The following is a 25,895-nucleotide window of genomic DNA, read 5'->3' as shown; positions in this document are numbered from 1 at the left end:
AAACCAAGAAGGTCTCTCCCTTTTTTACCAGTACACATAGAAAAAGACCCTGAGGTCGGAATATTATTCTCACGAGATCAGGGCCATAATTGAAAATGTTTAGTTAGATTCTATCTTCTCCAGCATTGCAACACACTCAACGTGTACCGTATGCGGGAACAAATCAACTGGCTGCACTTGATCAAGGCGGTAGCCGAATTGCTCAAGCTCTTTGATATCTTCTGCAAATGTTTCTGGATTACAAGAAACGTAAATGACTTTCTTCGGTTCAGAACGTCCGATTTTACGCATCACTTTGCCGCCTGCACCTGCGCGTGGCGGGTCAAGCAGCAGCAAGTCTGGTGTGCCAAAGTGCTCTAGAACTTGGTCAATTCCGTGTCTTGCATTTTCAGCAAGGAAATACGTGTTAGAAATGCCATTATCAGATGCATTTCGTTTGGCAGATTCAATTGAACTTTCTACTATCTCAATACCAGCAAGTTTTTTCACTCGGCTGGCAAATGGCAGGGAGAAGGTTCCAACGCCGCAGAATAGCTCCAGCATATTTTCCGTGCCTTGTGGATTGGCCATTTCAAGCGCTAGGTCGATTAGCTTTTGTGCTTGTACCGGATTCGTCTGGAAGAAGGTGTCAAACCATAGACGATAACGGTAGCCGCTGATTTCATCATAAATGAAGTCGCGTCCAGACAAGAGATGCATGTCCTCTGCTTGTGTACGGTCTGCCAAGTCTGTATTGACGAACCACATGAAGCTCTTTACTTTCGGGTAGTTCTGTTCAATACGCTCTTTCAGCTGTTCAACAGCATCTGCCAAGTCCGCATCTGGTGCTTTTGTGGCGAAAAGACCTAACATGATTTCGTCTGTTACGAAAGACTGTCTTACCATTAAATGGCGAAGCAATCCTTCATGCGTATCTTTGTTATAACCGCTTAGCTCATACTCTTTTACCCAAGCAGAAATCTCCATCGCAGCATTCTTCATATCTCCCCCGGCAATCAAACATGTCTCAAGCGGGATAATATTGCGGAAGTTGCCTTGCTCATGAAGTCCCATGGAACCATCAGCTGCGAATGTGAACTCCATCTTATTGCGATAATGCCACGGGTCTTCCTCCATGCCGATTGTATCCTTCACAAGCTCTGGATCAAAACCTTGGCTGATAAGTGAATTCTTCACAAAATTTGTCTTTTGTTTTAGCTGGCCCTCATACTGCCAATGCTGCCACACGCACCCCCCGCATAAGTCAAAATGCGGACATGGTGCCGTAACACGCTCTGGATGTGCCTCAACTATTTCCTCTAAATCGGCTTTCGATCTTTTCGCATGCGGCCAAGCTACAGTGGCGCGCACCTTTTCACCTGGCAGTGTTTTTGGGATGGTTACTTTTATGTTATGAGTCTTGACCAATTCGTGTTCATACCGAACAACTGCTTGGCCAGCCCCTTTATGATCTAACTGGTTAATTTCTAGTTCCATTAACTCTGGATCCAATTCAATGCGTTTTGCTTTTGGCATTATTCTTCCTCCTTTCTTACTGGAATCTTTAATCTATTATCTAAATGAAAGGTAATTTATAAAAAGGATTCCTATACTTTTTTATCATGTTTTGCGGTTTGATGCTAGCTAAAATTGCAAAAGTCTCGTTACATAAGAAAAAGACTCGATCCTTAAAAGAATCGAGTCTAGCTTTTCATACAGATTACTGCGTGTATACAGTAGGAGTTCCAGGACCTATTGGAAGCCCTATCAGCATCCAAATTAACAGCATCGCCACCCAGCCAATCGTAAAAACAATCGAGTAAGGAAGCATCGTGGAAATTAGTGTTCCAATTCCCACCTTTTTGTCATACTTCTGAGCGAAGGCGATGACAATGGCAAAATACGGCATGAGCGGAGAGATAACATTTGTAGTGGAATCTGCTATCCTGTATACGAGCTGTGTGAACTCAGGTGAATAGCCTGACAGCATCATCATCGGCACAAAAACCGGAGCCATGATAGCCCATTTAGCAGATGCACTTCCAATAAATAAGTTAATGAAGCCAGATACAGCGATAAAAGTGAGGATTAGCGGAATTCCTTTAAAACCTGTGGCATCAATAAACGCTGCACCTTTCACAGCAAGCACAGTTCCTAAATTGGATTCGCTAAAGTAAGCGACGAATTGGGCTGCCGCAAAGGCCAGCACGATATATGAACCCATCGTAGCCATTGTTTCCGATAGTTGGTTAGCAACGTCTTTATCATTCTTAATTTCTTTTGTGATAAGTCCATACACTAATCCAGGTATGAAAAATATGATTAGAATTACAGGCACAAGTGTTCCAAAGAAAGGTGCATCAATCAGGTTTGCATGCCCCGCACGTAATGGGCCCCAAGAAGGCAGAACCAGTATTGCCATACCAGCAATCGTTATGAGAAATGCAATAAGTGCTCCCCACAAGCCTCTCTTTTCCTCTGGTCTCAAGTAATTCACATCTTCTTTCACACTTCCCTGGTATGTTCCGAGGCGTGGTTCCACTATCTTATCTGTGACCAGTGTGCCTAGGATTGTAAGCAGGAATACGGAGACAAACATAAAGTAATAGTTCATCGCATAGTTGATACCTTCCGCATAGGCGGGATTAATAATGGCAGCAGCATCTTTTGTTAAACCGCCAAGAAGCGGATCAAGTGATGTGAGCAAAAGGTTTGCACTAAATCCACCAGATACCCCCGCAAATGCGGCAGCCAGACCTGCTAATGGATGTCGTCCAAGGCCAGCAAACAACACTGCTCCTAACGGTGTTAGCACAACGTAGCCGGCATCTGCCGCCATACTGGACATAACACCGCCGAATACTAAAGCTGCTGTCATCAATGTACGAGGAACAGAAGTAACGAGCCCACGTAAGGATGCACTAATTAATCCAGACCGTTCCGCAATTCCAATACCAAGCATCGTGACCAAGACAGTTCCGAGCGGCGCAAAATTTGTAAAGTTGGTAACAGCACTCTCAAAAAGATAAAGAATGCCTTCTGAGCTAAGCAGATTCTTTACTGCAATCGTCTCTCCATCGTTAATTGGATCTTCTACACTTAGTCCGATAGCAGAAAAGATGGCTGATAAAATAACCACAGCTGCAGCAAAAATAAAAAATAATGTAACAGGATGCGGAAGCTTATTACCGACTCGTTCGATACCATTCAAAGCGCGCATAATGAAACCAGTCTTCTGAGAATTCTCCATGCACTTTACCTCCTATAAATAAAGATTCAAACAATTGCGTAAAAATACACCCTAAGTATAGACAAGAGTTCCTGTGATTGAAATAGGTAAAAAACCTAGTTCTTAAAGCAAATTAATCCATAAAAAAGACCCAGCATATGGTAAAGTCTTCTCACCACTACTAGGTCTTACTAAGGAATACTAATTCAGTTTACATTGACTCGCTGCATGAGCAGATTAGTTTCTTCCGCCCCGAGAGTTTGATTTCGCTTTCCCTCTTCTTTGTTCGTCTGGACGCTTACCTTCACCATTTTTCTTTTCCCGAGGTGCATAAGAATCTTTTACCATGGAATGTCCCTCCTCTTATCGTAATCGTACAGAGTTAGGATTTCCGGAAGAAGGTGGGTTATGCAAATCGATATGTAGGATTAAAAGTGTTTTTTTAATTTCATTTTTGAAAAGGAATACATGGTCATACCAAAGAATATACCACCGATAACCCAAGCTATTGATCCCCAACTTATGTCTACTTCTTCGTTCGAGAAGAATGGAAAAATATAATCCATTGTAACAAGCATGGCTCCGCCCCAGAATATACCCATAAAAGTTGCAGATTTTTTGAGTCTTGCTTTTCTCTCTTCATATTCTTCTTCTGTAACACAATCCGTCTCATCAAGACTTTTCTTTCTGATTCTTGTCGTCATCAATCCTGCATAGACCATATTTATGATAAAAAGGCAGACGGTAGTAAAAGATACACTATCTTTAACTGTATCAACAACAAGAGCCACAAACATTACCAGTATAGATAAACACCACAACAATATACCGGAAAAAGCTAATTCTTTATGTATCTCCTGCTGCTGATATTCATCTCTATCATCCATGACTCCTACAAAATGATTCAATATTTTGTTCTTCATTCTTTCTCCTCCCAAAACAAAGCATTTAAATCTGTTTCTAATTCTCTGGCTAATGAAATACACAAGGATAAGGATGGATTGTATTTGCCATTTTCAATCAGATTGATGGTTTGTCTTGCAACCCCAACCTTTCTTGCCAATTCAATTTGCGTTAAGCCTTGCTGCTTTCTAAACGCTTGGACTTTATTCAAGTCATCACCCTTTTCGCTTCTCGTGTACATTATATATGACATTCATAATTGGTGTCAATTATATGTGACATCGATATATATAGATAACATTTTGCATCTCTTTAGCACATATAAAGACGCGTGAATTAGAGAGTTCTCTAATTTGTGCAGCCTTCTGCTGTGTGTTATAACCATATTTAGTGTATAAACTTCTACCTTTATTACTTGTATCTATACATAGACAGGAGTGTTCATCCCCTTGGCACAGCAGGATTTTACAAAAGGCCCGATTATGAGGCAGCTAATTACGTTTGCTGGCCCAATAATGCTTACAAATTTATTGCAAGTTTCTTATCAATTCATTGATAGCCTTTGGGTTGGTAACCTTTTAGGCGCAAATGCACTTGGCGCGGTAACTATTTCTTCGACCATCGTGTTAACGATTCTGGCGTTTATTATCGGAATTAATAACACTACACTGACGATTCTTTCTCAGCAAAGCGGCAGCGGAGACAAACGTGGACTGAAGGCGTATTTAAACGCCTTTGTTATTGTGCTAGGTTTGCTATCCATACTCGTGGGCATCATTGGATTGTTGTTCTCCCGACAAATGCTGAGTCTGCTTAACACACCGGCAGGCATGGTCGAGCAAGCACAGACATATTTGCAGGTTAACTTTCTAGGCGTTTTATTTTTAATGGGTTATAACTTTATCGGCACTGTTTTAAGAGCTTTAGGAGATAGTAAAACACCGTTAAAATTTGTTTTTGTGGCTGTTCTTTTGAATTTCGTACTAGATCCGCTATTTATTTCAGTCTTTGACTGGGGAATTCAAGGAGCAGCATATGCGACTATCTTATCGCAAGCAGTGGCATTTTTGTTAGGACTAGGTTATATTCTCCGCCACCGCCTCGCTCCATTTTCTATCCCTTCTTACCAAAGAAAGAGCAAGTGTGGCTGATTCTAAAGCTTGGTATTCCATCCGGACTGCAAATGATGGTGATCTACGCTGGCGTAACGGCGATTATGAGTGTCGTCAATTCTTTCGGCGGAGCCGTTACAGCTGGATTCGGCGCATCACAGCGAATCGACAGCTTAATTACACTGCCTGCCATGGCCTTAGGAACAGCGGTGAACAGCATGGCCGGCCAAAATATCGGGATTGGCCGCTGGGACCGGGTCAAGGAAATTGCTAAATATGGCGCCCTCTACAATCTAGGAATCATGTTCGTCATTGCGGTTCTCGTCTTTTTATTAGCAGAACCTCTAACCAGTCTGTTTATTGAAGAAAAGCCAGCCCACGCATTTGGTACGGATTATTTAAAAATCATCGCCTTCTTCTATCCATTTATCGGCCTTAATTTTATCTTAAACGGTATTGTCCGAAGTTCAGGCGCGATGTACCAAGTCCTAATCTTGAACATCATATCCTTTTGGCTGCTGCGATACCCACTCACCTACGTTTGTTCGGCTCTTATCGAGCAGAACGGAATCGCTTTAGGGATGGGAATTAGTTTTATCCTAAGCAGTATCTTTTCTTTTTCCTATTATAAATGGGGCAAATGGAACAAGAAGCAGTTATTTAGTGAAAAACATTAACTCGTAATAAAGGAAGGCGTGACATCTGCACAACAGATGCCACGCCTTCCTTTTAGATCATATACAGAAACAAAAAGAACAAATAGGGAGATTAGAATAACGTAATCGCCATAGGTTGGCGCTTTGCTTTAATCCCTGCTATTCACATATAATTCTCATGGTGAAATGTATCAACTCTCCACATGAAAGAGACCCGAATTTCGGAAATGTTTATTTACCGAAATCCAGGTCTAATGGAAAGTTTCTATTATTATAATATCTTCGGCTTGTTCCTTATTGTCCTTCCACCACAGTAAGAAATTCCGCCTCAAACTCATCCAACAATTCTCTTGCTTCATTGGTTGACTTTGTATTCATCAATTCATTTCTTAATTTACTTGCCCCTTTGAAACCTTTCACATATATCTTAAAGAAACGTGGTAGCGGCTTGAATGGGCGTTTTACTTCTTGTGAGTATTTATCGTGAAAATCCAGATGCAGCCTTAGAAGATCCAGCAATTCCTTGCTAGTATGTTCTTTCGGCTCTTTTTCGAAGGCGAATGGATTTGTGAAAATTCCGCGCCCAATCATAACTCCGTCAACACCGTATTTTTCAACGAGTTCTAACCCAGTTTTACGATCTGGAATATCGCCATTGATTGTTAGGAGCGTGTCTGGTGCTATTTCATCACGAAGTTTCTTAATTTCGGGAATTAGCTCCCAATGTGCGTCTACTTTACTCATCTCTGCTCTTGTACGCAAATGAATGGAAAGATTTGCGATGTCTTGCTTCAGCACGTGTGTTAGCCAGTCACGCCACTCTTCAATATCCGTGTATCCAAGTCTTGTCTTCACACTTACAGGCAAGCCACCTGCTTTTGCAGCTTGAATTAATTCAGCCGCAACTTCGGGACGACAAATCAGGCCGCTTCCTTTCCCATTCCCAGCTACATTGGGGACAGGACAGCCCATATTGAGATCCACACCCTTAAAGCCTTGTTCCGCCATACCAATACTCATCTCCCGAAAGTTCTCCGGACGATCTCCCCATATATGCGCAACCATTGGCTGTTCATCTTCTGTAAAAGTCAAACGACCGCGCACGCTATCCTTCCCATCAGGATGACAATAGCTCTCCGAGTTCGTAAATTCTGTGAAGAACACATCAGGTCTAGCAGCTTCACTCACTACATGACGAAAAACAACATCCGTCACATCCTCCATAGGAGCCAACACAAAAAATGGACGCGGTAAATCACGCCAGAAATTTTCTTTCATATATAAAACCCTCTCGTTTTAGTTACCAAATTAGATATATATTTAAGAGCAATGCCTCTATTTCTTTTACTTATCACATGCTGAAGCATGATGTATATAACTACAGCAAAATTACAACATTTTATTTTACTACTAACCAATAGAAAGTGCAAAGGTAACTAAGTCCAAGGATGAGTACACTAGAAAAAAAAACCTGAAAACCGGAGTTATTTACTTTACCGGGATCCAGGCCTATATATTGTTTGTATTTATATTTCACGAAGAGCTTAACAATCAATTTATAGTCTCCACAAACCTTTCCGTAATCTGCTGCGGCCTAGTAATTGCACCACCAACCACCACGGCATGCGCACCAATCTGTAAGCATCGTTTAGCCATTTCCGGCGTCACTACATTTCCTTCAGCAATGACAGGTATACGAACATGTTCAATTACTTGTCTTAAAAATTTAAAATCATAATCGTAAAGCTTCTGCTTATTTGTTTCCTCTGTGTAGCCGTACAATGTAGTAGAGACACAGTCAAAATTAAGTTGTTCCGCTTGTATAGCTTCTTCTAGGGTAGCAATATCCGCCATCAATTGCACCGCTGCATCTTTTTCTCGAACATACGCTACTAGTTCACTTAATGCAATATTTTCAGGTCTTCTCCGTGCTGTCGCATCCATGGCAATCATCTCACAGCCACTTTCTAGCAGTTCATCCATTTCTCGATAAGTGGCTGTGATGAACACAGAGGAATCTTTATAGTCACGCTTCACTATTCCTATAACTGGCAAGCTTACATCTTTTTTTATTTCTATAATATCTGTCTTGGAATTTGCCCGTATCCCTTTTGCGCCGCCCTGCTTTGCAGCTAATGCCATTTTCGACATAATAAAGGAGCTATGCAAGGCTTCGTCGGGTAAAGCTTGGCAAGATACGATGAGATTATTTTTAACAGCGTTTAACATTCTGTCTTTCCTCCTGCGAGATAAACAGATTCCAATAGACCTGTTCCTTAATAGATGTTTTTTTCTTTCATCGCATAAAAAAGCTCGTCGTCCGTCATGTGGTTACGCAAATTGGTCAGCAGCATAATTCTTCTATCTTCTTCTGCATACATGAGTTCTCGCTGCCAGTCAAAAAATCTTGGTCCCTCGCCAATCATGCGTATGTAGCTCATCAGATTTTTGAGGATATAGGCAGTAAACTTACAATTACTTAAGCAATCATTTTCATAAAACCCGTTCCAGACGCCGTATTCACTATTTCTCATTTCTGCATTTGCTGCTTGGAACTTTTCAGAAGCCCTGCCAGCCTTGTAAAAAGCACGCATATATCTTTCACCCGTAAAATCCTCATAAGCATCGCAAAAATCTAATACGCCCTGTATACAATACAAATGCAACTTTGACTGCATATATATGGTAAAATCAAACACCTTTTTTTGTGGCTCTGGCAGTGCATTGCTAACTTTCTCGCATTTACTGACCAAATCAGAAAAAGAATTCAATCCCTTTGTACAAGTATTTTCAAGAAAGGCTACTTGTCTGCCAAGTGATCCATTTCCCGCTGCCCATGCAAAATCTGGTGAATGATTGTTGTTATCCTTCATCCATTGCGTAGCCAGCACTCTTACACCGTAATTATAAAATTGCTCACCAGCGTGGTCATCTTCATGATTGCCATACTTCACCGTACATTTCGCGTAATCTGAAAAACAAGCCGCAACATCTCCAAAATCACCAAAATATTCTGAAACAAATACTTGTGCATGGCCCGTACTATCAATCTCTTTTCCTTCCCAAATCTTTTTAATAGCATCTAAATAAAACACATGCGGCCGTATATTAGAGCAATTTACGATTAGGAAATCATCTACACCTTTTGTGAATGCATGATGCAATTCCTGGTTAACAAAGTCGATAGAGTTTGGAAGCATCGTAATATGGTTTGCTGCTTGCAGATCATAAAAGGACACATGATAATAAATTCCATGACGTCCTTTATTAGTTGGCAGAGCTGGTACTCTCAAGTTAGTGCTTTCTTGCCTTCTAGAAACCATTTTACCGTACCCATTATCCGCCCATATCTTTATGATTTCTGGATTCAGCTGAATATGACCTTCATTGTAAAGTTCCATAACCTCGCCATATAAATTTGTACAGCAAACAGGATTATCTACATATTTTTCGACCAGCTCATACTGAATATTGATTAATTCGCTAATTAACGCGCCTCTTTTTTGAGGAGTATCATATGCCGAATCCTCTGCCCAAAAAGGATAATCCCCTTGTCCTCGAAACCCTAAATTAAAAATCGTCTTATGACCCTTCTGCTCCGCTATGCCCTCTTCCCATAACGCATGAAAAAGTTCAGGATACTTCTTATAAGACGCCTCTAAACGAGGATATTCTCGTGTAAACATTTCCGCACCCAAAGGCTCCGCATGATGATGCGTTATCCAAAGTCCAGTATCCACAGCTTTTTGCCGAAACTTCCTCGAATTCCGATCTGTCCCTGGAATAACCATATTCCCCCCGCACCTAAGCAACGCCTCAAAAGCCATATCCCACAATTCTTCCGATTGATTTTTCTCACACATATAATCAATTAAAACCTCATCATTAATAAACCAGCCTCTGTATTTTACTGCCTTCCTTGGAGAGGTATATGTCTGTATAGGAATTTCAATATAATCCACAGACTCGATTTCTTGATCCATCCAAAACCAGAATGGCTTAATCTTCAGAAATTCATTACTTAAGTAAAGTAATGCATACACAAATCCTAAATCATCGGAGGCTCTTATCTCCATAGCGTCTGGAGCGGAAAATACAATCTTATATTCTTCTTGATTAAGCTCAGAATCATGCACTAAGTCAATTTTATTCTCCATTAGCTTTGCCTCATTGAATCTCTTTTCCATATCTCGCTCTAAGATACTTATACAGTTTACTATTGGATTGGAAAGTAAGTCTGAATTGATCCTTGTTCCTCTATTAAAGTAATAGCAGTTGTTCATTAAATCCTTCCCTTTATAATTAATATCGGTGACCTTTTCATTCGAAGTACACCTCAAATTAGATGAACAGGATTCATAATCCTATATTCCATTATACAGAATTGAAAGCGTTTTAATACCAATTCCTGATTTTCACTTAAGCTAACGTTTGTACAAGTGGTTGCGTTAAATTAAGAGAAGCGAAAGCTGAATAGAATAAAATAGACCCGCATCCATTTGATTAGAATACGAGTCCTACACAATGCTATATTACTAAACAACTGGTGTACTTTCTACCCAGGTCCAAGTAGACTATCTTTTAGAAAGTATTTAAAAGTTAATGCTGAATATGAATTCTTATACTATCAGTATGTAAATATAAAAGTCAGCATAGATCCTACTAAAACCAGAAAAATCAAAAATAAAATGGACGCTAATTTAATTATAATAAAAGGGAGTCTTCTGAATATGACTTGAATATAGTAATTAATCTCAGATGTCATAATGGCAATATATTTGAATAAATAGTCTCCTATGCTTTCCGGCTCTTCAAAAACATTCACCTCGTAGAATACAATGCCCCCTCGTTGAATAAAAAAATTTGTGACCTTTCCTTAAAATGTTTCTAAATATCTACTTCATTTTAAAAAATAAATCTTTTCACTTAATTTTTTACTATATGACTTGCAAGCATATGGAAATACATCTTGGCATATCAAAAACTTCGCATGCGCTGCCTGATAGATCCGATAATGTGATGACAGAAGACGAAATAGAAAGCTAAAACGACAATAAATGTTTTCAACGCAAAAAAAGGCTTTGCATCTTTTTAGAGCGCAAAGTCTTTTTCTCCTGTGTGATCCTCATAGGTTACCGATAGACGCTGTTTCTTCATCTCTTCCACTTGCTCATTAAAAGAGTTGACAGCTTTATTTATTTTTTCGAACACATCTTTAAAAAGTTCCTCGCTGTGATCCTTGCGCTGATTCGTCTCTTTTTTCATTGCTTCGATGATTTTACCTTTTTGATCTTCTCCAACGATGATATTGTTGACTAATGTATAAAACTCATCATCGTTACCTTGGATATCTTCCACAAGTTTTCGCAAGGTCTGCTTTTTATACGTATAATCTTCATACGGAATCATCTGCTCTGTGACAGTAAATGTAAACTGCGGCATCTATATCCTCCTCGATAAATCGAATAATTGCGACAGTTCTTCTTCTTCTTCAAACAAGTCCTGTATGGATTTACGGTAATTCTCGATATAAGCATATCCCGTTTCTACCGTTTTTGTAAGCTCTGCCAGCTGTTCTTCAAAATCATTATTTTCAAGCGGTGGGAAGATCTCATGTACAGATATCTTCTTCATCTCTTTCATAAACGTTGGATAATAGCCATGCTTACTCAGCAGAAATTTGTAAGTACCCGGACTGCCTTCCATTTGATCAATTTCGTCTCGTACTTTTCGTTCTTCATCTTTGTAAGACGTATCCAATTCATCATGAATGGCCTGTTCCAGTTCACTGATCTTTGCTGCTTTTGCCTCTAAGATAGGGATAGAGTGCTGATACATTCGGAGTGCCGCGGAGATGTTTACTTTGATAGGCTCGCCATCGCCTTTTGTTGCATTGTACACCATATCGGTGCCTAAGTAGCCTTTCTTGCCGTCTGACATGACAGAAAGCAATTCTGAGATGCTGTGGCTGTCTGTAATGGCACTCAGATTGTCTAGAATTCCGCTTTCTTTTATGCGATCAACACTCTCCATGATAGCTTTTACATGATCAAGATAAATTTTCAATCCCGCCCCTATGTCTCCGCCGAATCCAGCGTTAGGGTTTCCTAAATCACGGATGTCTACATTTCTCCCGATAGCCTCGTTTATTTTTTGCAGTTCTTGTTCAATTATGGCTATCTCCTCAACCATGACATCTTTCTGTTCTTTCGTGATATATTCTGCTTCATATAAGCTGCTGAAGATTTGCTCCGCATTTTCTGTTATGGGCGTTAACTTATCCAAAAGGGTAGGGACCTTTTCTTCTAAGGATCTAATCATAGTATCTATTTCAGATGAATGAGTGAAATAAAAGCCTACGCCACTCCAGAAACCGTCGATACCCTCGAATTCCTTTAAGTCCACTCCTATTAATGCTTCAACCCCACCGTACGTACCATCTCTCTCAGACCCCACAGCAAAATCAATAGCCAGATCCTGAAAATTCTTTACTACATCATCGGGGATATATTCCATCAATTCACGAAGGCCTGGTGTATCAGGATTGGTATCTACCATCGTCACATTGCCTAAGGTAAAGAAACCGCGAACCGCGCTTGCTGCGTAAAGCGGATCGTCTTTTGAGATGATTTGGTGGATGTTATCGGATTTATCTTGATAGTATTGTATTGCGAAGTCATTTAACTTCTGCGGTTCAATATCATAGACATCCATATCTTCTCTTATAGCAAATTCTTTTCTAACCGCCTCATAAAAAGGAATATCTACTTTAAATAGCTCGTAATAATTAGGCTGAGCTCCATTAATACTAAAAACTTCATCAAATGTTCCAAAAGCAAGGTATGATACCGTATTATTGTTATGCCCTAACGAATGTGATAATCCGTATGTTTTCGTATCTTCATCTACTTCTAGATGCTGTTTTGCTTCCATTACAAATTCATTTGTTGCTTCAGCCTGCAGAGCTGTTTGACCTGCCAGCATTGATTTGAGGTTATACAGCCAATCCTCTCCTCCTTGAGTACCTTGAGAGATAACATACATTTCCTCATGACCGTCATTACTAATATGAATAGCTGTACCATCATAATTGGAACTAGTTATAGTTTCATTTTTTGTTTCTGAGGAATGTAAAATATCTATTTCACCTTCGAACAACTCTCCAGTTTCCTCTAGATACAACTGTTTTAGTCTATTTTCTAATTCTTGCGGCTCTAGATCCTCGTATTCAATATCAATCAATCGTGCTTTAATTTCTGGAGACTCTAAAAATTCCATACTCAATACAATCACTCACTTTCTTTCGCCGTGAATTCTATTGATTTCAGCATTTCCATGATTGTTTCCTTTTCAGAAGACTTTGCTGTTGCGCACTGTTGCTTAGTTAAATCCTCTTTACAATCAATATGGCTGAATATGGTTATACCTTGATTATTGTCGTTCCATATAAATGCAGCTACTACACTAAAAGGATCGCTTTCATATTCAGATATCTCTAGCTTTTGACCCTTATGCTCTGTTTCTATCACTTTGAAGTCCAATTCTCTTTTAGAACTGCTTCTCATACGCTCTTTTCCATTTTCAGGATCGGACATAAAACTGATATAGCTGATTTTCTGATTGATAAAACCATCTTTTTGTTCATCACTATGCGAAATGCTGATAAACTCACTTTCATTCTCAGTGCCTATTTCATAACTCCTTTTATTTACCTTCATATCTTGAGGAAAGTTCATAGTAAAACTACCTGAACCTGATACAAATGGATAAAATCCATCTTTGACCTGTTCTGCGGATTGCAGAAAGTCACGAGTAAATTCATCCTTAAACGCCGGCACATCTGGCAGATCATTTGCATTCATCTCAGATGGAGACACCGAATTACTTTCGTTATTCATTCCGCACCCTCCTACAATTAATATTATTACGATTATTACGATGACCGTCTTTAGTCTCATCTAGCCTTACCTCCAATAATGGATAGCTATTGTCCCTAAGAGTATACAAAAATGAGTTATTAGATCCCAGTTGTTTAGATTAATTTTCCAAAAACACTTCTTTAGGCGTAGGTATAAAATGCTACCCATTCTTTTACAACTAATACAAAAGCCGATACTATTATATTTTCTTGATTTAAAATAAAGATCTCCAAAAAAAGAATGAAGAGAATCTCGAGGAAAACCAGTAAGGACAAGGCTGCTCATGAAAAAGACCCAGAAATCGGAATTGTTTATTTTACCGAAATCCAGGTCTTATTAGGAAAAGTTTATTTTTACTGGGAAGTGTTTATTTTAGTTAGACACCTTCAACTCAATCTCCGACACACACTCAATATGTGTAGAGTGCTAGGTGTAGACAAACCATAGCAAATTTTCTTGAGCAGTGGAATCACCTTTAGTAAAGATTTAACGAGTTTTAGATAAAGTGGTTCATTAAAATTTCCAAATACCTCTTATCATTTGAGTTTTCAACTCTTTCTTTTAGTACCTCAATCACATGATGTTTCATATGTTTATTTCCAGCAATTTTACCAAGTAATTTATCATTATAATTTTTTAGCCACGATGGTATAAACTTTTTGTAATCAAAACTCTCAGGGTCTACAAAAAAGTCATACTGATCATCCATTCCTATAAACTCTTCCATTTTTGAATTATTTATTTCTTCAATAAAATACCAGATACCAAAGGTACTCATATAGTCGTTAGAAGAAAAAGTTTGTATTGCCTTTTCCTTCTCAACAATATAATCTACCTTTCGTGTCTCAAGATATTCAATAATTAATTCTTCATGCTCTGGATTGAACTCATCAATTAAGCCTATTCTAATTCCATTCATTAAATCATTTATATTTTCAACTTTTTTAAAATTAAATAGATGATTTTTTGCATTGGTGGATAGTAAGGGTAATAATTTAAACAAAAAATCAATTTGTTTTTGCTTATCTTGTTTTAAACATAAAGTGATTTCTGATAGTCTCTTTGAAGTGAAATTCTTCTCAAAATGCTTAATTAAAGCACCATAGTCCCTGGAATGTAAACCATTTGATGATACCTCGGAATAATTCTGATCAATATGTTTTTCTGCCTGTAACACTAGAAAATCATCAATAATTGAAATTATCGACTTGGGTAATCTATTACATTTAGTTAATCTCTCTAACCATACATAGCGTTTTCCTATATCCAGATCTCTCTCAGGAAAATAAAACAACAATGCTTTCACTATTTTCCCAAGCCCCTCTTCAGATAGTTTTACATATTTAGCAAGGTAGAGTGCTGCCTTTGCTTCCGAAATAAACTGAGTATAAAAAACGACGTTCATTCCATTAGCAGAAAATTCCTTAGTAATTTCTTCTGCTATACCAACTAAGTATTCTTCTGTTTTTTCCTGATCAACAAACCTAATTTTATCAATAGAGCAACTTCTCTCAAGGTTCTTTATATCATCAATTTTAAAGTTTCTCGATATATTAACAAAACCGTAATAATCAATAAAAAAATCTGTTTTTCTTCCCCCAAAAGAGAATCCAAATTCATCTATATCCCTCGTCCGCTCATATTCAGCCTTTTCAATTAGTAGGCTCATTGAGTTTCGCATATATTGATGAAATTCATGAAAAGAAACAGACCATAAGCAATTATCATATAAAAACCGTAAATTATCATAAAGTCGAAGAAGAACAACAATATCAGATGACATTCCAAAAGAATAAGATCCTTTACTCATTTCAGAACGCACTTTATTAGTCAACTCAAAAAGTTTTACGGTATCATCATATAAAAACTGATTATCACTTAAAAACTCAAGTATCTTATATTTCTTTTGAAACTCAAATGGCATACCATTAAATAAATCATCAATACTAAAATTTGTCATTTCCCTTTCAATCCTAGCAAGAAATTCATCAGTAAATGGTTTATAATGCCTACCAAATGTTAATAAACCAAGACCATTGAACTGCGTTACAGCTTGTGTTATTGATTGATAGATCCTATATCTATTTATTTGTGATAGATAATGTACACACCAATTTGACTCATCTATAGAATTTAAGATGATATTTGAATAAAGGTCATAGGATTCTTCCCACCTACCTAAACACGCAAGAAAAAATGCTTTTTTATAATCATCCTCAATACTTACCGATTGTTCTTCAATAAATTTCTTCATCTCATCATATTTGCCGTGATACGCCAAACTATTAATCTCTATTGAAGTATTCAGAGTACCTGCATCTTTCGCCATACAGATAACGCCATTCTTCTCAAAGAAAATAGAAAGAGCATTAAACCTTTCACATTGTTTTTCGGAAAGTTTACTTCTCTCATCGCAGCTCTCTCTTAATTCAAAAAAACGCTCCATGTAACCAAATCCCTTATTCTTATGACGAACAACAGTACCATTGACTTCAAAGTGATAGTCGTATTCAAAGACATGTTTGAGATCAATTTTACGAATATACTGAAGGGCAAATAGTGGGCTTATTTTTCCGTATATATAATCAATTACTTCGTCATCTTTAGTGATAAATTTATTTTCTTTTGATTCAATAAGAAGATCCATTACTGCTGAATAACGTTCTAAATAATCATATTTATTACTATCTATCAAACTAGCTGCATCAATTATTCGTAAACCTTTATTTTCGTAATAGATTGAAGTCTCATTTTCAATGGGCGAAGGATCTGTTCTAATAAAAAACGGTTTATGAAAACTGTCCTTTTGTAAATTTCTTACCCAATTTAACAACATATTAATATTATAATCTCCTAAACCATAACCTATGAAAACAATGGTATGCGTTGCAATTATTGTCTTCATAAGATTACTGATAAGAGGATAATTCTGATCATAATTTAGATAGTCATCTTCCTTTAAAACTACATTTCCCCCTTTATAGCCCCGTCTAAAATCCCCATGAACCTTTAGTAAATACCTTGATGAATTAGCATTAGCAACGTCTTCTTCAGCACTTATTACACTAAAATATCTCCCTCTCTTCCAACATGCAGTATCAATCAAATTATCATAATTAGTTGTAATTACATGTGCTGGATTCATAGCTAATATCTTGTCATGTATCGGATTCGTAGGCTTATCTACCTGAAAAAAATCTTTTAGTATACTATCAAATGCCATTTCACCTTTGACATTATAAAATATTTGAGGAATTCGAAGATATTCATCAGAAGAATAGTTTCCTTTCTTTGGACTCCCATAGAGCTCTTCATGATACTTATCTACCAACCTCCACCATTGAGGATAATCCGAAAGTGTTGAAACTCCCGCACCAACAAAAAAGACAAGTTTTCCATTTCTTGAGGATTCTGTGATTTCCTTTATACATTCAACTACATTATTTTCCAACATGAGAAACACCTCTTTTAATTTTTCTGCGTACCTTTTACTTTCCAGATCCACCTTCAACACTTCCAGTTATCGTGCTACCTTTTATAGTTGAGAGGTTTAAATTAGTTGCTTGTGCAAAACCATCCTCTATTACTACTAATTAGTCAATAACAATCATTTAGTTTAGATAGGTAGTAATAGGTAATACAAATTCTCTCTCAGTTTTTTTAATGCATTTCCTTCTCATATGGAATAAAAGAATCTCTTTCTTTCTATAATACTATAACTTCACAAAAAGAAAGGGGGTGTGCCTATGAACAAAGACATATTCTTTACAATGAAACCATCTATTCGAGTCAAAGAGGTAAATCAACTAAAAAAAGTATGACTTGAAGAAAGTAGCCGAAATCGTCGGTATCCCATACAGCACTTTCACAAAAGAAATGAGAGTTGGTGATTATTTTTATCATCAGTCGGACAAGCAGTATTACCCATTCGTGAAGTCAGAAGACGAACGTATTAAAGCAGATCAGAAGGACAAATCAGACGAACTATCCTTTCTAACGGAACACTGTGATGCTTTAAAAAGTTTGGTCCAATTGTACCAATCTAATAGATTATTGGTGCTAGATGAAAGGATTTACAGTAAGGAAGCTAAGTATGAAAACAAAAGCCTCAAAATGAACAAAGAGCTATATGATGAATTCAAGATATTCTGCGAGGAATATTACCCTCAATTCAAAATCCAAGATTTGATCTGTCAATCTTTATTGGATTTCCAAAGCAAGTACAGTCGGTAACGAGAAAAGAGCCCAAAGGCTCTTTTTCTAAGGAGTTCAGTGCCGATTCTATGGAATTTTCAACAATCTCAATACCGGCAAGCTTTTCCACTCTGCTAACAAATGGCAAGGAGAATGTTCCGACACCGCAAAACAGCTCCAGCAATTTTTCATCTTTTTTCCTCAATTAAAATAAATATCTCCGATAAAAGAAGGTACAGAAAATCGAGAAAAGCCTGGAAGGACATGGGCTGCGCATGATAAAGACCTGGAAATCGGAATTGTTTATTCTACCTAAATCCAGGTCCTATAAGGAAAAGTCTATTTTTACTGGAGAATTTTAGTTAGACGTCTTCTGTACAACAATAATAAGCATTTTCTAAATAAGACCGCTACCGCATTCGAACGTTCGAGTTAAAATAAAGATCTCCGATAAAAGAAGGATGAGAATATCAAGAAAATCCTAGAAGGACAGGGCTTCGCATGAAAAAGACCCGGAAATCGGAATTGTTTATTTTACCGAAATCCAGGTCTTATTAGGAAAAGTTTATTTTTACTGGGAAATGTTTAAATTAGTTAGACACCTTCAACTCAATCTCCGCCACACATTCAATATGCCCCGTCTGTGGGAACATGTCGACTGGCTGTACTTGTTTTGTCTCGAATCCGCCGTCTTCTAGGAAGCGCAGGTCACGGGCTAGTGTGCTTGGGTTGCAGCTTACGTAGACGATGCGTTTTGGTTTCATATCGATCATGGCTTGCAGCAGTTCTTCGTCGCAGCCTTTGCGTGGGGGATCAACGACGATAACATCTGGGTTGAGGCCTTGTGCTTTCCACCATGGCATTACTTCTTCGGCTTTGCCGACGTAGAATTCAGCGTTGTCCATGTAGTTCAGCTTGGCGTTCATTTTAGCGTCAGATACTGCTTGCGGTACGATTTCGACTCCGTAAACTTTTTTGGCTTTTTGTGCTAGGAACAAAGAGATAGTTCCAATACCAGAGTAAGCGTCGATGACTGTTTCATTACCGCTTAAGTTTGCGTATTTTAATGCTTGGTCATACAGCACCTTTGTTTGGGCTGGGTTCACTTGATAGAAGGACTGCGCTGAGATGGCGAATTTGATATCTCCGATTGTATCGTAGATGTACTCTTCTCCCCATAGAAGCTTTGTCTTCCGGCCAAGTATGACGTTTGTGCGTTCTTTGTTGATATTTTGCACGATTGATTTGATATGCGGGTACGTTTCATGCAGCTCGGCTACAAGCTCTTTCGCATATGGCAGTTCATTGGTACGTGTAACGAGCACAATCATCGTTTCATTTGTCTGTTGGCCAGTACGGACCATGATGTGACGTAACACGCCGCGGTGCTGCTCTTCGTTATAAGCCGGAATGCCAAGACGGCTGGCAATACGACGAACTGCTTCGACCATGCGGTCATTGACCTCGTCTTGTATAACGCAAGTTTCCATGTCATCAATGATATCGTGGCTTCGTTTACGATAGAAACCGGTAATCATCTCTCCATTGCGTTCGGCTGCTGGGATTTGAATTTTGTTACGATAGCGCCACGGATCATCCATGCCAAGAGATGGGTGTACAGGTACATGCTCTAAATGGCCAATTTTCTTCATTGCGTTCTTCACTTGTCTTTGCTTCATGTCCAGCTGCATCGTATAGCTCATATGCTGCAGCTGACAGCCGCCGCATTGGATGTACACATCACATGGCGGTTCTACTCGATGTTCACTTGGCTTGGTTACTTCAAGCAGCTTACCAAATCCGAAGTTCTTTTTCGTTTTAATTACTTTTACTTGCGCTGTCTCACCTGGCAGCGCATATGGAACAAACAATGGATAGCCGTTTACTTTTCCTACACCGTCCCCGTCATGGGTAAGATCTTCGAAAGTGAGCTCAATTGTCTGATTCTTTTCAACTGGTGGCGTCGTTTTTGCCATTTTCATCGTCCTTTTTGTGTTTGCTTTCATGAGTGTATCACATTGTGACTAAAATCCGAAATACAGGTCTATTGCCCGGGAAATATGTCGAAAAAAGAAACAAGACAGCTTATTTTTGCAAGCTATCTTGTTTCTTTATGAATTCATCTGTTACGAAGTATTCAATGTGCTGATGCAGATTGACGAATTCACCTGGCAGTGAGCCGCCGTATTCGCCGTCAATATTCAGCTGCATCTTATCAGCTGGTTTTACTTTAATCCGGTTAGCTCTTGTATAGAAGATCAGATCATGATCCAAGTGTGCTCCTCGAATGGCTAAGGAAACAACACGAATGAATTCTGCAATATTTGTCTTCCGTAAAATAACCAAATCGAACAAACCATCGTCCAGCAAAGCATCTGGAGCTAGTTTTTCGAAGCCGCCGACAGAGTTTGTATTGGATACGAGGAAGAGCATGATCTCATCTTCAAACCATTTGCCGTCATACTCAATTTCCACCTTGATTGGGCGAAGTGATGGCAACATCTCAATACCTTTCAGGTAATATGCCATCTGACCGAGCATCGTCTTTGTTTTGCTGGGCACGTCATAAGTAAGCTCTGTCAGCTTTCCGCCTCCAGCAATATTCATAAAGTACTGGTCGTTTACTTTCCCAATATCAAGTTTGCGTGTCTTGCCTTCTACTATAATCTCCGCTGCTCGTTTGATATTGCGGGGAATATTTAATGCACGAGCCAAGTCATTCGTCGTTCCGACCGGAATAATGCCTAGTTTCGGGCGGTTTGGCTGTTCAGCTAAACCAGAGACGACTTCATTCACCGTACCGTCTCCGCCGCATGCCACGACAAGCTCGTAGCCTCGCTCTACTGCCAAGCGTGCTGCTTCCTTTGCGTCGCCTTCACAGGTGGTCGCGTGTGCGGACGTTTCATAGCCTGCTTTTTCAAAGATTTCAAGTACATCCGGGAGCTCCCGTCTGAACGCTTCTTTACCTGAAGTTGGATTATAAATGATCCGAGCGCGTTTCATCGTATTGCCTCCTACCAAACCTTACGTTCACATTGTCCATGCTCTATCATAGCTTTTTTTTCCTATTTTGAAAAGGTCTTTGCCACCGCAGGAAGCCTGTCTACACACAGTATAGGAAATACAAGCTCTATTTAATCCGTTTTCAGGAAATTCCCTGCTCTTTTCGCCAAGATCCCTGCACTTTGCGAATATGAACGATTTGACCTGTATGATACGTGATATGCTGGCAAATATGAGCTATCTCTTTTGCCCATGTCTGGAGCTTTTCTTCATCCGCTTCCTCTACTGCCTGAAGCCAGCTATCCATGATGACAAATAGCTGCTGTACCGTTTTCTCCCAGCTTTCTTCTCCCGCAAATGTTTGCTGAATTTCGGTAACCTCTGTTCTCTCCTTACTATCTGTAAACTGCTTCAAATAATCAGCTTTGTAGAAAAGCAAATGCTGATAATGTCGTGAATGGAATTCGTCTCTTCTGCCTGTATCCACGCCGCTTGCTCTGCCGACAGTCCCTCGATTGCTATTTTTAACGGCACAAACCAAGTAGTTTTGTTATAGGAAGCTTCGAGCTGATCGAGTATGTATGGTTTCATTTGTATTCCCCGTTTCTAAATTGATATCTTATTCTTTTCCTGCTCGATCCCTCTAAAATTGCGCATTCAGCCAACTCTTCAGACCTTCAACCATATCAGCTGTAAACTGATGATTCACATCCTTATAAATTTCAAATATAACCTTCGAGCTATTACAATGAGCAGCATACGCATACTGACCTTCCACATTTATGATTGTGTCCTTGTCACCGTGCATAAGCAAGACTGGTGCTCCGCTGTACTTCCGCTCTACAGGATCATAATCTTTTAATCGCTCTATCTCTTCTTCTGTTAAGGCGCCTCTTCCATCTTCCTGTCGAAATAATTCTTCTAATAGGGTAAAAGCACCTGATCCATTCACATTCACCAAACCTTGTATTTCTTCATACCTAGCGAAGATGCCACTGGCGATAAAGCCGCCCATAGAGCTGCCTATGACGAGTATGTGTTTCTTAGCCATATGTAAGTCAGCTATTAGGCTTTCGAATTCATCGATTGTTTGGAACACTGTGCTCCAAAACAATTGCTGTCGTGATTTGCCATCAAAATGATTAGCTATCGGATTTCTGCTGTCATGGTGAATAATATCCGGTAAGACTACTGTATACCCTTCTTCCTGCAACTCTAGAGCCAGGTCATCATAGCCAGCTGTACTTCCTCCCCAGCCGTGATAAATAAAAAGAATCGGTGCTTCTGTGTCCGAACCATTATACATGTGATAAGGGAGTTGTGCTTTCTCTCTTTTCCTCATGTTAATCCCCCTGTTCCATTTCACTCTGCTTCTAGTCTATCAAATATCAAAGCGGCAAGCAGAATGTATAAAAACCTTCTATACAAAAAAAGACCCTGTCACAAGACAGGATCTTCATTTTTAGCGTTTATTCATTTCCGCAACGAGGATTTTGTTTACCATCGGTGGGTTGGCTTGGCCTTTTGTCTGTTTCATAACTTGACCAACTAGGAAGCCGAGGGCACGGTCTTTCCCGTTCTTGAAGTCAATAATAGATTGTTCGTTCTGGTCAAGGATTGCTGTGATGATTTCGGTCAGCTGTCCTTCATCAGAGATTTGAACAAGTCCTTTATCTTTGATGATCTGTTCTGGATCGCCACCATTTTCGATAAGTTCAGCGAATACTTTCTTCGCCATCTTAGAAGAAAGCGTGCCATCTTCAATCAAAGTAATCATCTTGGCAAGTCCTTCTGGTGTCAAAGCGACTTCAGCAAGGTCTTTCTGCTGTTTGTTCAAGTAAGCAGAAACCTCACCCATTAGCCAGTTGGAAGCTCCTTTTGCATCCGCACCAGCTTTCAAGGTTGCCTCGAAGAAGTCGGACATTTGTACGCTAAGCGTCAATACCATTGCATCATATGCTGGCAAGCCAAGCTCATTTATATAGCGTTCTTTACGAGCATCCGGAAGCTCAGGAATTGATGCGCGAATGCGCTCTTTCCAAGCGTCGTCGATGTACAATGGCACAAGGTCTGGTTCTGGGAAGTAACGGTAATCGTCAGCGCCTTCTTTAATACGCATTAAAATCGTCTCTTTTGTGGACTCATCGTAACGGCGTGTTTCTTGAAGGATTTCACCGCCGGCAAGCAATACTTTCTGCTGGCGTTTTTCTTCGAATTCAAGCCCTTTTTGAACGAATGTGAAGCTGTTTAAGTTCTTCAGCTCTGCTTTTGTACCGAATTTCTCTTGTCCAATTGGACGAAGTGAAATATTGGCATCACAGCGCAAGGAACCTTCTTCCATCTTCACATCAGAAACGCCCGTGTACTGGATAATGTTGCGAAGCTTCTCCAAGTACGCGTATGCTTCTGCAGGTGTACGAAGGTCTGGCTCTGATACGATCTCAATTAGAGGCGTACCTTGACGGTTGTAATCAACAAGAGAATAGCCATCGCCTGTGTGCGACAGTTTACCAGCATCTTCTTCCATGTGGATACGTGTTATACCGATTTTCTTTGTATAACCGTCTACTTCAATTTCAATCCAGCCGTTTTCACCGATTGGCTGATCAAATTGTGAGATTTGATAGGCTTTCGGGTTATCTGGATAGAAGTAGTTTTTTCGGTCAAATTTAGTATGTGTTGCAATTTCACAGTTCAGTGCCATCGCAGCTTTCATCGCAAAGTTGACTGCTTCTTTATTTAAAACTGGAAGCACACCTGGGTACCCAAGATCGATTGGGTTTGTGTTTTCATTTGGTTCGGCACCGAATGCATTTGGGCTCGGGCTGAAGATTTTAGATTTTGTCTTCAGCTCTACGTGTACTTCGAGTCCGATAATAGTTTCGAAATTCATCCTTTTACGCCTCCCAATGCCGGTTTCTGTTTATGGTGATCTGTCGCTTGCTCGAACGCATGAGCAGCACGGTAGATCGTCGCCTCATCAAAATGCTTACCGATGATTTGCAAGCCAATCGGCAGCCCTTCACTTGAGAATCCGCATGGCAGGGAGATTCCTGGAACACCTGCAAGGTTTACAGGGATAGTCAGGATATCAGTTGCATACATTGTCAATGGATCTTCCACTTTTTCGCCCACTTTGAAAGCAGGAGTTGGTGTAGTTGGTCCAACGATGACGTCATAGTCTTCGAACACTTTATCGAAGTCATTTTTAATCAATGTACGAGCTTTTTGAGCTTTCTTATAATATGCATCGTAGTAACCAGAGCTAAGTGCAAATGTACCAAGCATGATACGGCGTTTTACTTCCTCACCGAATCCATCACGACGGGAATATTTGAACACATCCACCATGTTCTCAGCTTGTGTAGAACGTACGCCATAACGTACACCGTCAAAGCGTGCAAGGTTTGCCGATGCTTCTGAAGAAGACAGCAAGTAGTATGCTGCTACTGCGTAACGAGAGTGCGGCAAGGAAACTTCTTCCCAAGTTGCGCCCAAGTCTTCATACACTTTTAATGCAGCTTTGATGGATTCACGTACTTCATCGGATACACCTTCACCAAGGTATTCAGAAGGAACCGCGATGCGAAGACCTTTCACATCTTGCTTCAATGCTTCTGTGTAATTGGGAATTTCCACATCAGCACTTGTCGTGTCCATTTCGTCATGACCTACGATTGCTTGAAGCAAGTGTGCATTATCTTCTACTGTACGTGTCATCGGTCCGATTTGGTCAAGAGAAGATGCAAATGCAACTAAACCGAAACGGGAAACAAGACCATATGTAGGCTTCAAGCCGACAACGCCGCAGAATGCTGCTGGTTCACGAATAGAACCGCCTGTATCAGAACCTAGGGAGAAGAAAACCTCTCCTGCTGCTACAGCTGCAGCAGATGCACCACTGGATCCGCCTGGTACATAATCTGTATTCCATGGGTTGCGTGTTGTGAAATAAGCAGAGTTCTCATTCGAAGAACCCATCGCGAATTCATCCATGTTCAGCTTACCAATCGTTACCGTGTTTTTCTCTTTTAGCTTAGAAACAACTGTTGCATCGTAAAGCGGGTCTGTGAAGTTATCCAAAAACTTACTCGCACAAGTAGTACGAAGACCTTTCGTTACGATATTATCTTTAATACCAATCGGGATACCGAATAGCGGATTGTCGCCGCCCTGCTCGTCCAATTCCTTCGCATGAGCACGCGCCTTTTCTTCATCAAGTGTCAAGAAAGCTTTTACTTCATCATCCACTTCCTTAATACGATCATAGGAAGCATCGACGAGATCCGTAACCGTGATCTCTTTGTTATGTAGCTTCTCTTGTAATTCTTTCAATGTATAATCAAACAAAGACATAATCTTCCTCCTTAGTCCAAAATCGACGGCACACGGAACTGGCCATTCTTCTCATCCGGTGCATTCTTCAATGCATCCTCCCGGTCGATCCATTTACGCGGTTCATCCTCACGCATAACGTTCTTCAAATCAAGCACGTGTGTCGTAGGCTCCACGTTATCCGTATCAAGCTCATTCAAAAGCTCAGCATACCCAATAATCGCATCGAGTTCCTTCGTCATTTTCTCTGCTTCTTCATCAGTAATGGCAAGACGCGCCAAATGCGCAACATGCAAAACCTGTTCTTTCGTAATCTCTGACATACTGTCACCTCCGGAATTCACCATACATGTATATAAAAATGATCATAGCAAAAGGAGCTGCCGTAAAGCAACCAGACTATAACATATAACTATTTTAGCACGTTTTAATCAACAAACGAAGTCCAGCACCACAAAAAGAAAAAGCCCGCCTTATTCGAGAATAAAGCGAGCAATTGAGGGTCTTACTTAAGGGAAATAGTACATGTTGTATATATTCGGTGAAGGTTTGGAATCTCCTTCTA

21 protein-coding genes and 1 pseudogene are annotated in these 25,895 nt (G+C 39.7%); 2 read left to right on the top strand and 20 right to left on the bottom strand.

All coding sequences use genetic code 11. From position 1 onward, the window contains the following. Positions 1-99: 99 nt before the first annotated feature. From rlmD (KS242_RS04150) to KS242_RS04135, 4 genes are all read right to left on the bottom strand, one after another. The gene (rlmD, locus tag KS242_RS04150; protein WP_254391802.1) at positions 100-1,515 is read right to left on the bottom strand and encodes a 23S rRNA (uracil(1939)-C(5))-methyltransferase RlmD; all 1,416 of its coding nucleotides are present in this window, start codon (positions 1,513-1,515) and stop codon (positions 100-102) included. Between the two features lie 184 nt (positions 1,516-1,699). After that, positions 1,700-3,229 (bottom strand): AbgT family transporter, encoded by a 1,530-nt coding sequence (locus KS242_RS04145; protein WP_217323147.1) that lies wholly within the window; start codon positions 3,227-3,229, stop codon positions 1,700-1,702. A gap of 407 nt (positions 3,230-3,636) precedes the next feature. Further along, positions 3,637-4,131, bottom strand: coding sequence for a DUF3278 domain-containing protein (locus tag KS242_RS04140; RefSeq protein ID WP_217323146.1), 495 nt, complete (start codon positions 4,129-4,131; stop codon positions 3,637-3,639). Next, complete coding sequence (locus KS242_RS04135; RefSeq protein ID WP_371747596.1) at positions 4,128-4,352, bottom strand: helix-turn-helix transcriptional regulator; 225 nt, start codon at positions 4,350-4,352, stop codon at positions 4,128-4,130. The genes KS242_RS04140 and KS242_RS04135 overlap by 4 nt, the downstream gene beginning before the upstream one ends. 241 nt (positions 4,353-4,593) lie before the next feature. Here KS242_RS04135 and KS242_RS04130 point away from each other — a divergent pair. After that, positions 4,594-5,900 (top strand): annotated as a pseudogene (locus KS242_RS04130) (MATE family efflux transporter). A gap of 273 nt (positions 5,901-6,173) precedes the next feature. Here the strand turns inward: KS242_RS04130 and KS242_RS04125 are convergent. The 7 genes from KS242_RS04125 to KS242_RS04095 all read right to left on the bottom strand — a co-directional run bounded on the left by KS242_RS04125 (position 6,174) and on the right by KS242_RS04095 (position 17,303). Beyond that, complete coding sequence (locus KS242_RS04125) at positions 6,174-7,157, bottom strand: tRNA dihydrouridine synthase (protein ID WP_217323144.1); 984 nt, start codon at positions 7,155-7,157, stop codon at positions 6,174-6,176. A gap of 273 nt (positions 7,158-7,430) precedes the next feature. Further along, positions 7,431-8,108, bottom strand: a complete 678-nt coding sequence (locus tag KS242_RS04120; protein WP_217323143.1) for an N-acetylmannosamine-6-phosphate 2-epimerase — start codon at positions 8,106-8,108, stop codon at positions 7,431-7,433. A 47-nt stretch (positions 8,109-8,155) separates the two neighbouring features. Continuing rightward, positions 8,156-10,036, bottom strand: a complete 1,881-nt coding sequence (locus KS242_RS04115; protein ID WP_217323142.1) for a glycosyl hydrolase 115 family protein — start codon at positions 10,034-10,036, stop codon at positions 8,156-8,158. A gap of 934 nt (positions 10,037-10,970) precedes the next feature. Beyond that, a complete protein-coding gene (locus tag KS242_RS04110; RefSeq protein ID WP_217323141.1) occupies positions 10,971-11,321 on the bottom strand; it encodes a hypothetical protein in 351 nt (116 codons plus the stop codon). Beyond that, positions 11,322-13,157 (bottom strand): DUF6792 domain-containing protein, encoded by a 1,836-nt coding sequence (locus KS242_RS04105; protein WP_217324057.1) that lies wholly within the window; start codon positions 13,155-13,157, stop codon positions 11,322-11,324. A gap of 11 nt (positions 13,158-13,168) precedes the next feature. Continuing rightward, positions 13,169-13,777: a hypothetical protein gene (locus KS242_RS04100; RefSeq protein ID WP_217323140.1), complete on the bottom strand. Its 609-nt coding sequence runs from the start codon at positions 13,775-13,777 to the stop codon at positions 13,169-13,171. Positions 13,778-14,294: 517 nt separating this feature from the next. Beyond that, entirely contained in the window at positions 14,295-17,303 is a 3,009-nt protein-coding gene (locus KS242_RS04095) for a defense-associated sirtuin 2 (protein WP_217323139.1), read from the bottom strand. 317 nt (positions 17,304-17,620) lie between these two features. On the opposite strand from KS242_RS04095, the gene KS242_RS04090 reads away from it, so the two are divergent. Then, positions 17,621-18,031, top strand: a complete 411-nt coding sequence (locus tag KS242_RS04090) for a hypothetical protein (protein WP_254391890.1) — start codon at positions 17,621-17,623, stop codon at positions 18,029-18,031. Here the strand turns inward: KS242_RS04090 and KS242_RS04085 are convergent. From KS242_RS04085 to gatC, 9 genes are all read right to left on the bottom strand, one after another. Continuing rightward, positions 17,970-18,197, bottom strand: coding sequence for a hypothetical protein (locus KS242_RS04085; RefSeq protein WP_217323138.1), 228 nt, complete (start codon positions 18,195-18,197; stop codon positions 17,970-17,972). The genes KS242_RS04090 and KS242_RS04085 overlap by 62 nt on opposite strands. A 385-nt stretch (positions 18,198-18,582) precedes the next feature. Continuing rightward, positions 18,583-19,968, bottom strand: coding sequence for a 23S rRNA (uracil(1939)-C(5))-methyltransferase RlmD (gene rlmD / locus KS242_RS04080; RefSeq protein ID WP_217323137.1), 1,386 nt, complete (start codon positions 19,966-19,968; stop codon positions 18,583-18,585). Positions 19,969-20,077: 109 nt separating this feature from the next. Beyond that, positions 20,078-20,995 (bottom strand): diacylglycerol kinase, encoded by a 918-nt coding sequence (locus KS242_RS04075; RefSeq protein WP_217323136.1) that lies wholly within the window; start codon positions 20,993-20,995, stop codon positions 20,078-20,080. Between the two features lie 142 nt (positions 20,996-21,137). After that, entirely contained in the window at positions 21,138-21,410 is a 273-nt protein-coding gene (locus tag KS242_RS04070) for a hypothetical protein (protein ID WP_217323135.1), read from the bottom strand. Next, positions 21,407-21,586: a hypothetical protein gene (locus KS242_RS04065; protein ID WP_217323134.1), complete on the bottom strand. Its 180-nt coding sequence runs from the start codon at positions 21,584-21,586 to the stop codon at positions 21,407-21,409. Before KS242_RS04065 ends, KS242_RS04070 begins: the two co-directional genes overlap by 4 nt. A gap of 52 nt (positions 21,587-21,638) precedes the next feature. After that, positions 21,639-22,337 (bottom strand): alpha/beta fold hydrolase, encoded by a 699-nt coding sequence (locus KS242_RS04060; protein WP_254391801.1) that lies wholly within the window; start codon positions 22,335-22,337, stop codon positions 21,639-21,641. Between the two features lie 120 nt (positions 22,338-22,457). Continuing rightward, entirely contained in the window at positions 22,458-23,888 is a 1,431-nt protein-coding gene (gatB, locus tag KS242_RS04055) for an Asp-tRNA(Asn)/Glu-tRNA(Gln) amidotransferase subunit GatB (protein ID WP_217323133.1), read from the bottom strand. Continuing rightward, positions 23,885-25,351, bottom strand: a complete 1,467-nt coding sequence (gatA, locus tag KS242_RS04050; protein ID WP_217323132.1) for an Asp-tRNA(Asn)/Glu-tRNA(Gln) amidotransferase subunit GatA — start codon at positions 25,349-25,351, stop codon at positions 23,885-23,887. The genes gatB and gatA overlap by 4 nt, the downstream gene beginning before the upstream one ends. A gap of 11 nt (positions 25,352-25,362) precedes the next feature. Continuing rightward, positions 25,363-25,653: an Asp-tRNA(Asn)/Glu-tRNA(Gln) amidotransferase subunit GatC gene (gene gatC / locus KS242_RS04045; protein ID WP_077304702.1), complete on the bottom strand. Its 291-nt coding sequence runs from the start codon at positions 25,651-25,653 to the stop codon at positions 25,363-25,365. Positions 25,654-25,895: the final 242 nt, after the last annotated feature.

Source organism: Terribacillus sp. DMT04 (assembly GCF_019056395.1).
GTDB lineage: Bacteria > Bacillota > Bacilli > Bacillales > Amphibacillaceae > Terribacillus > Terribacillus aidingensis_A.
The sequence above is the reverse complement of the archived record's forward strand: the minus strand, read 5'-3'. Positions and strand labels throughout refer to the sequence as shown.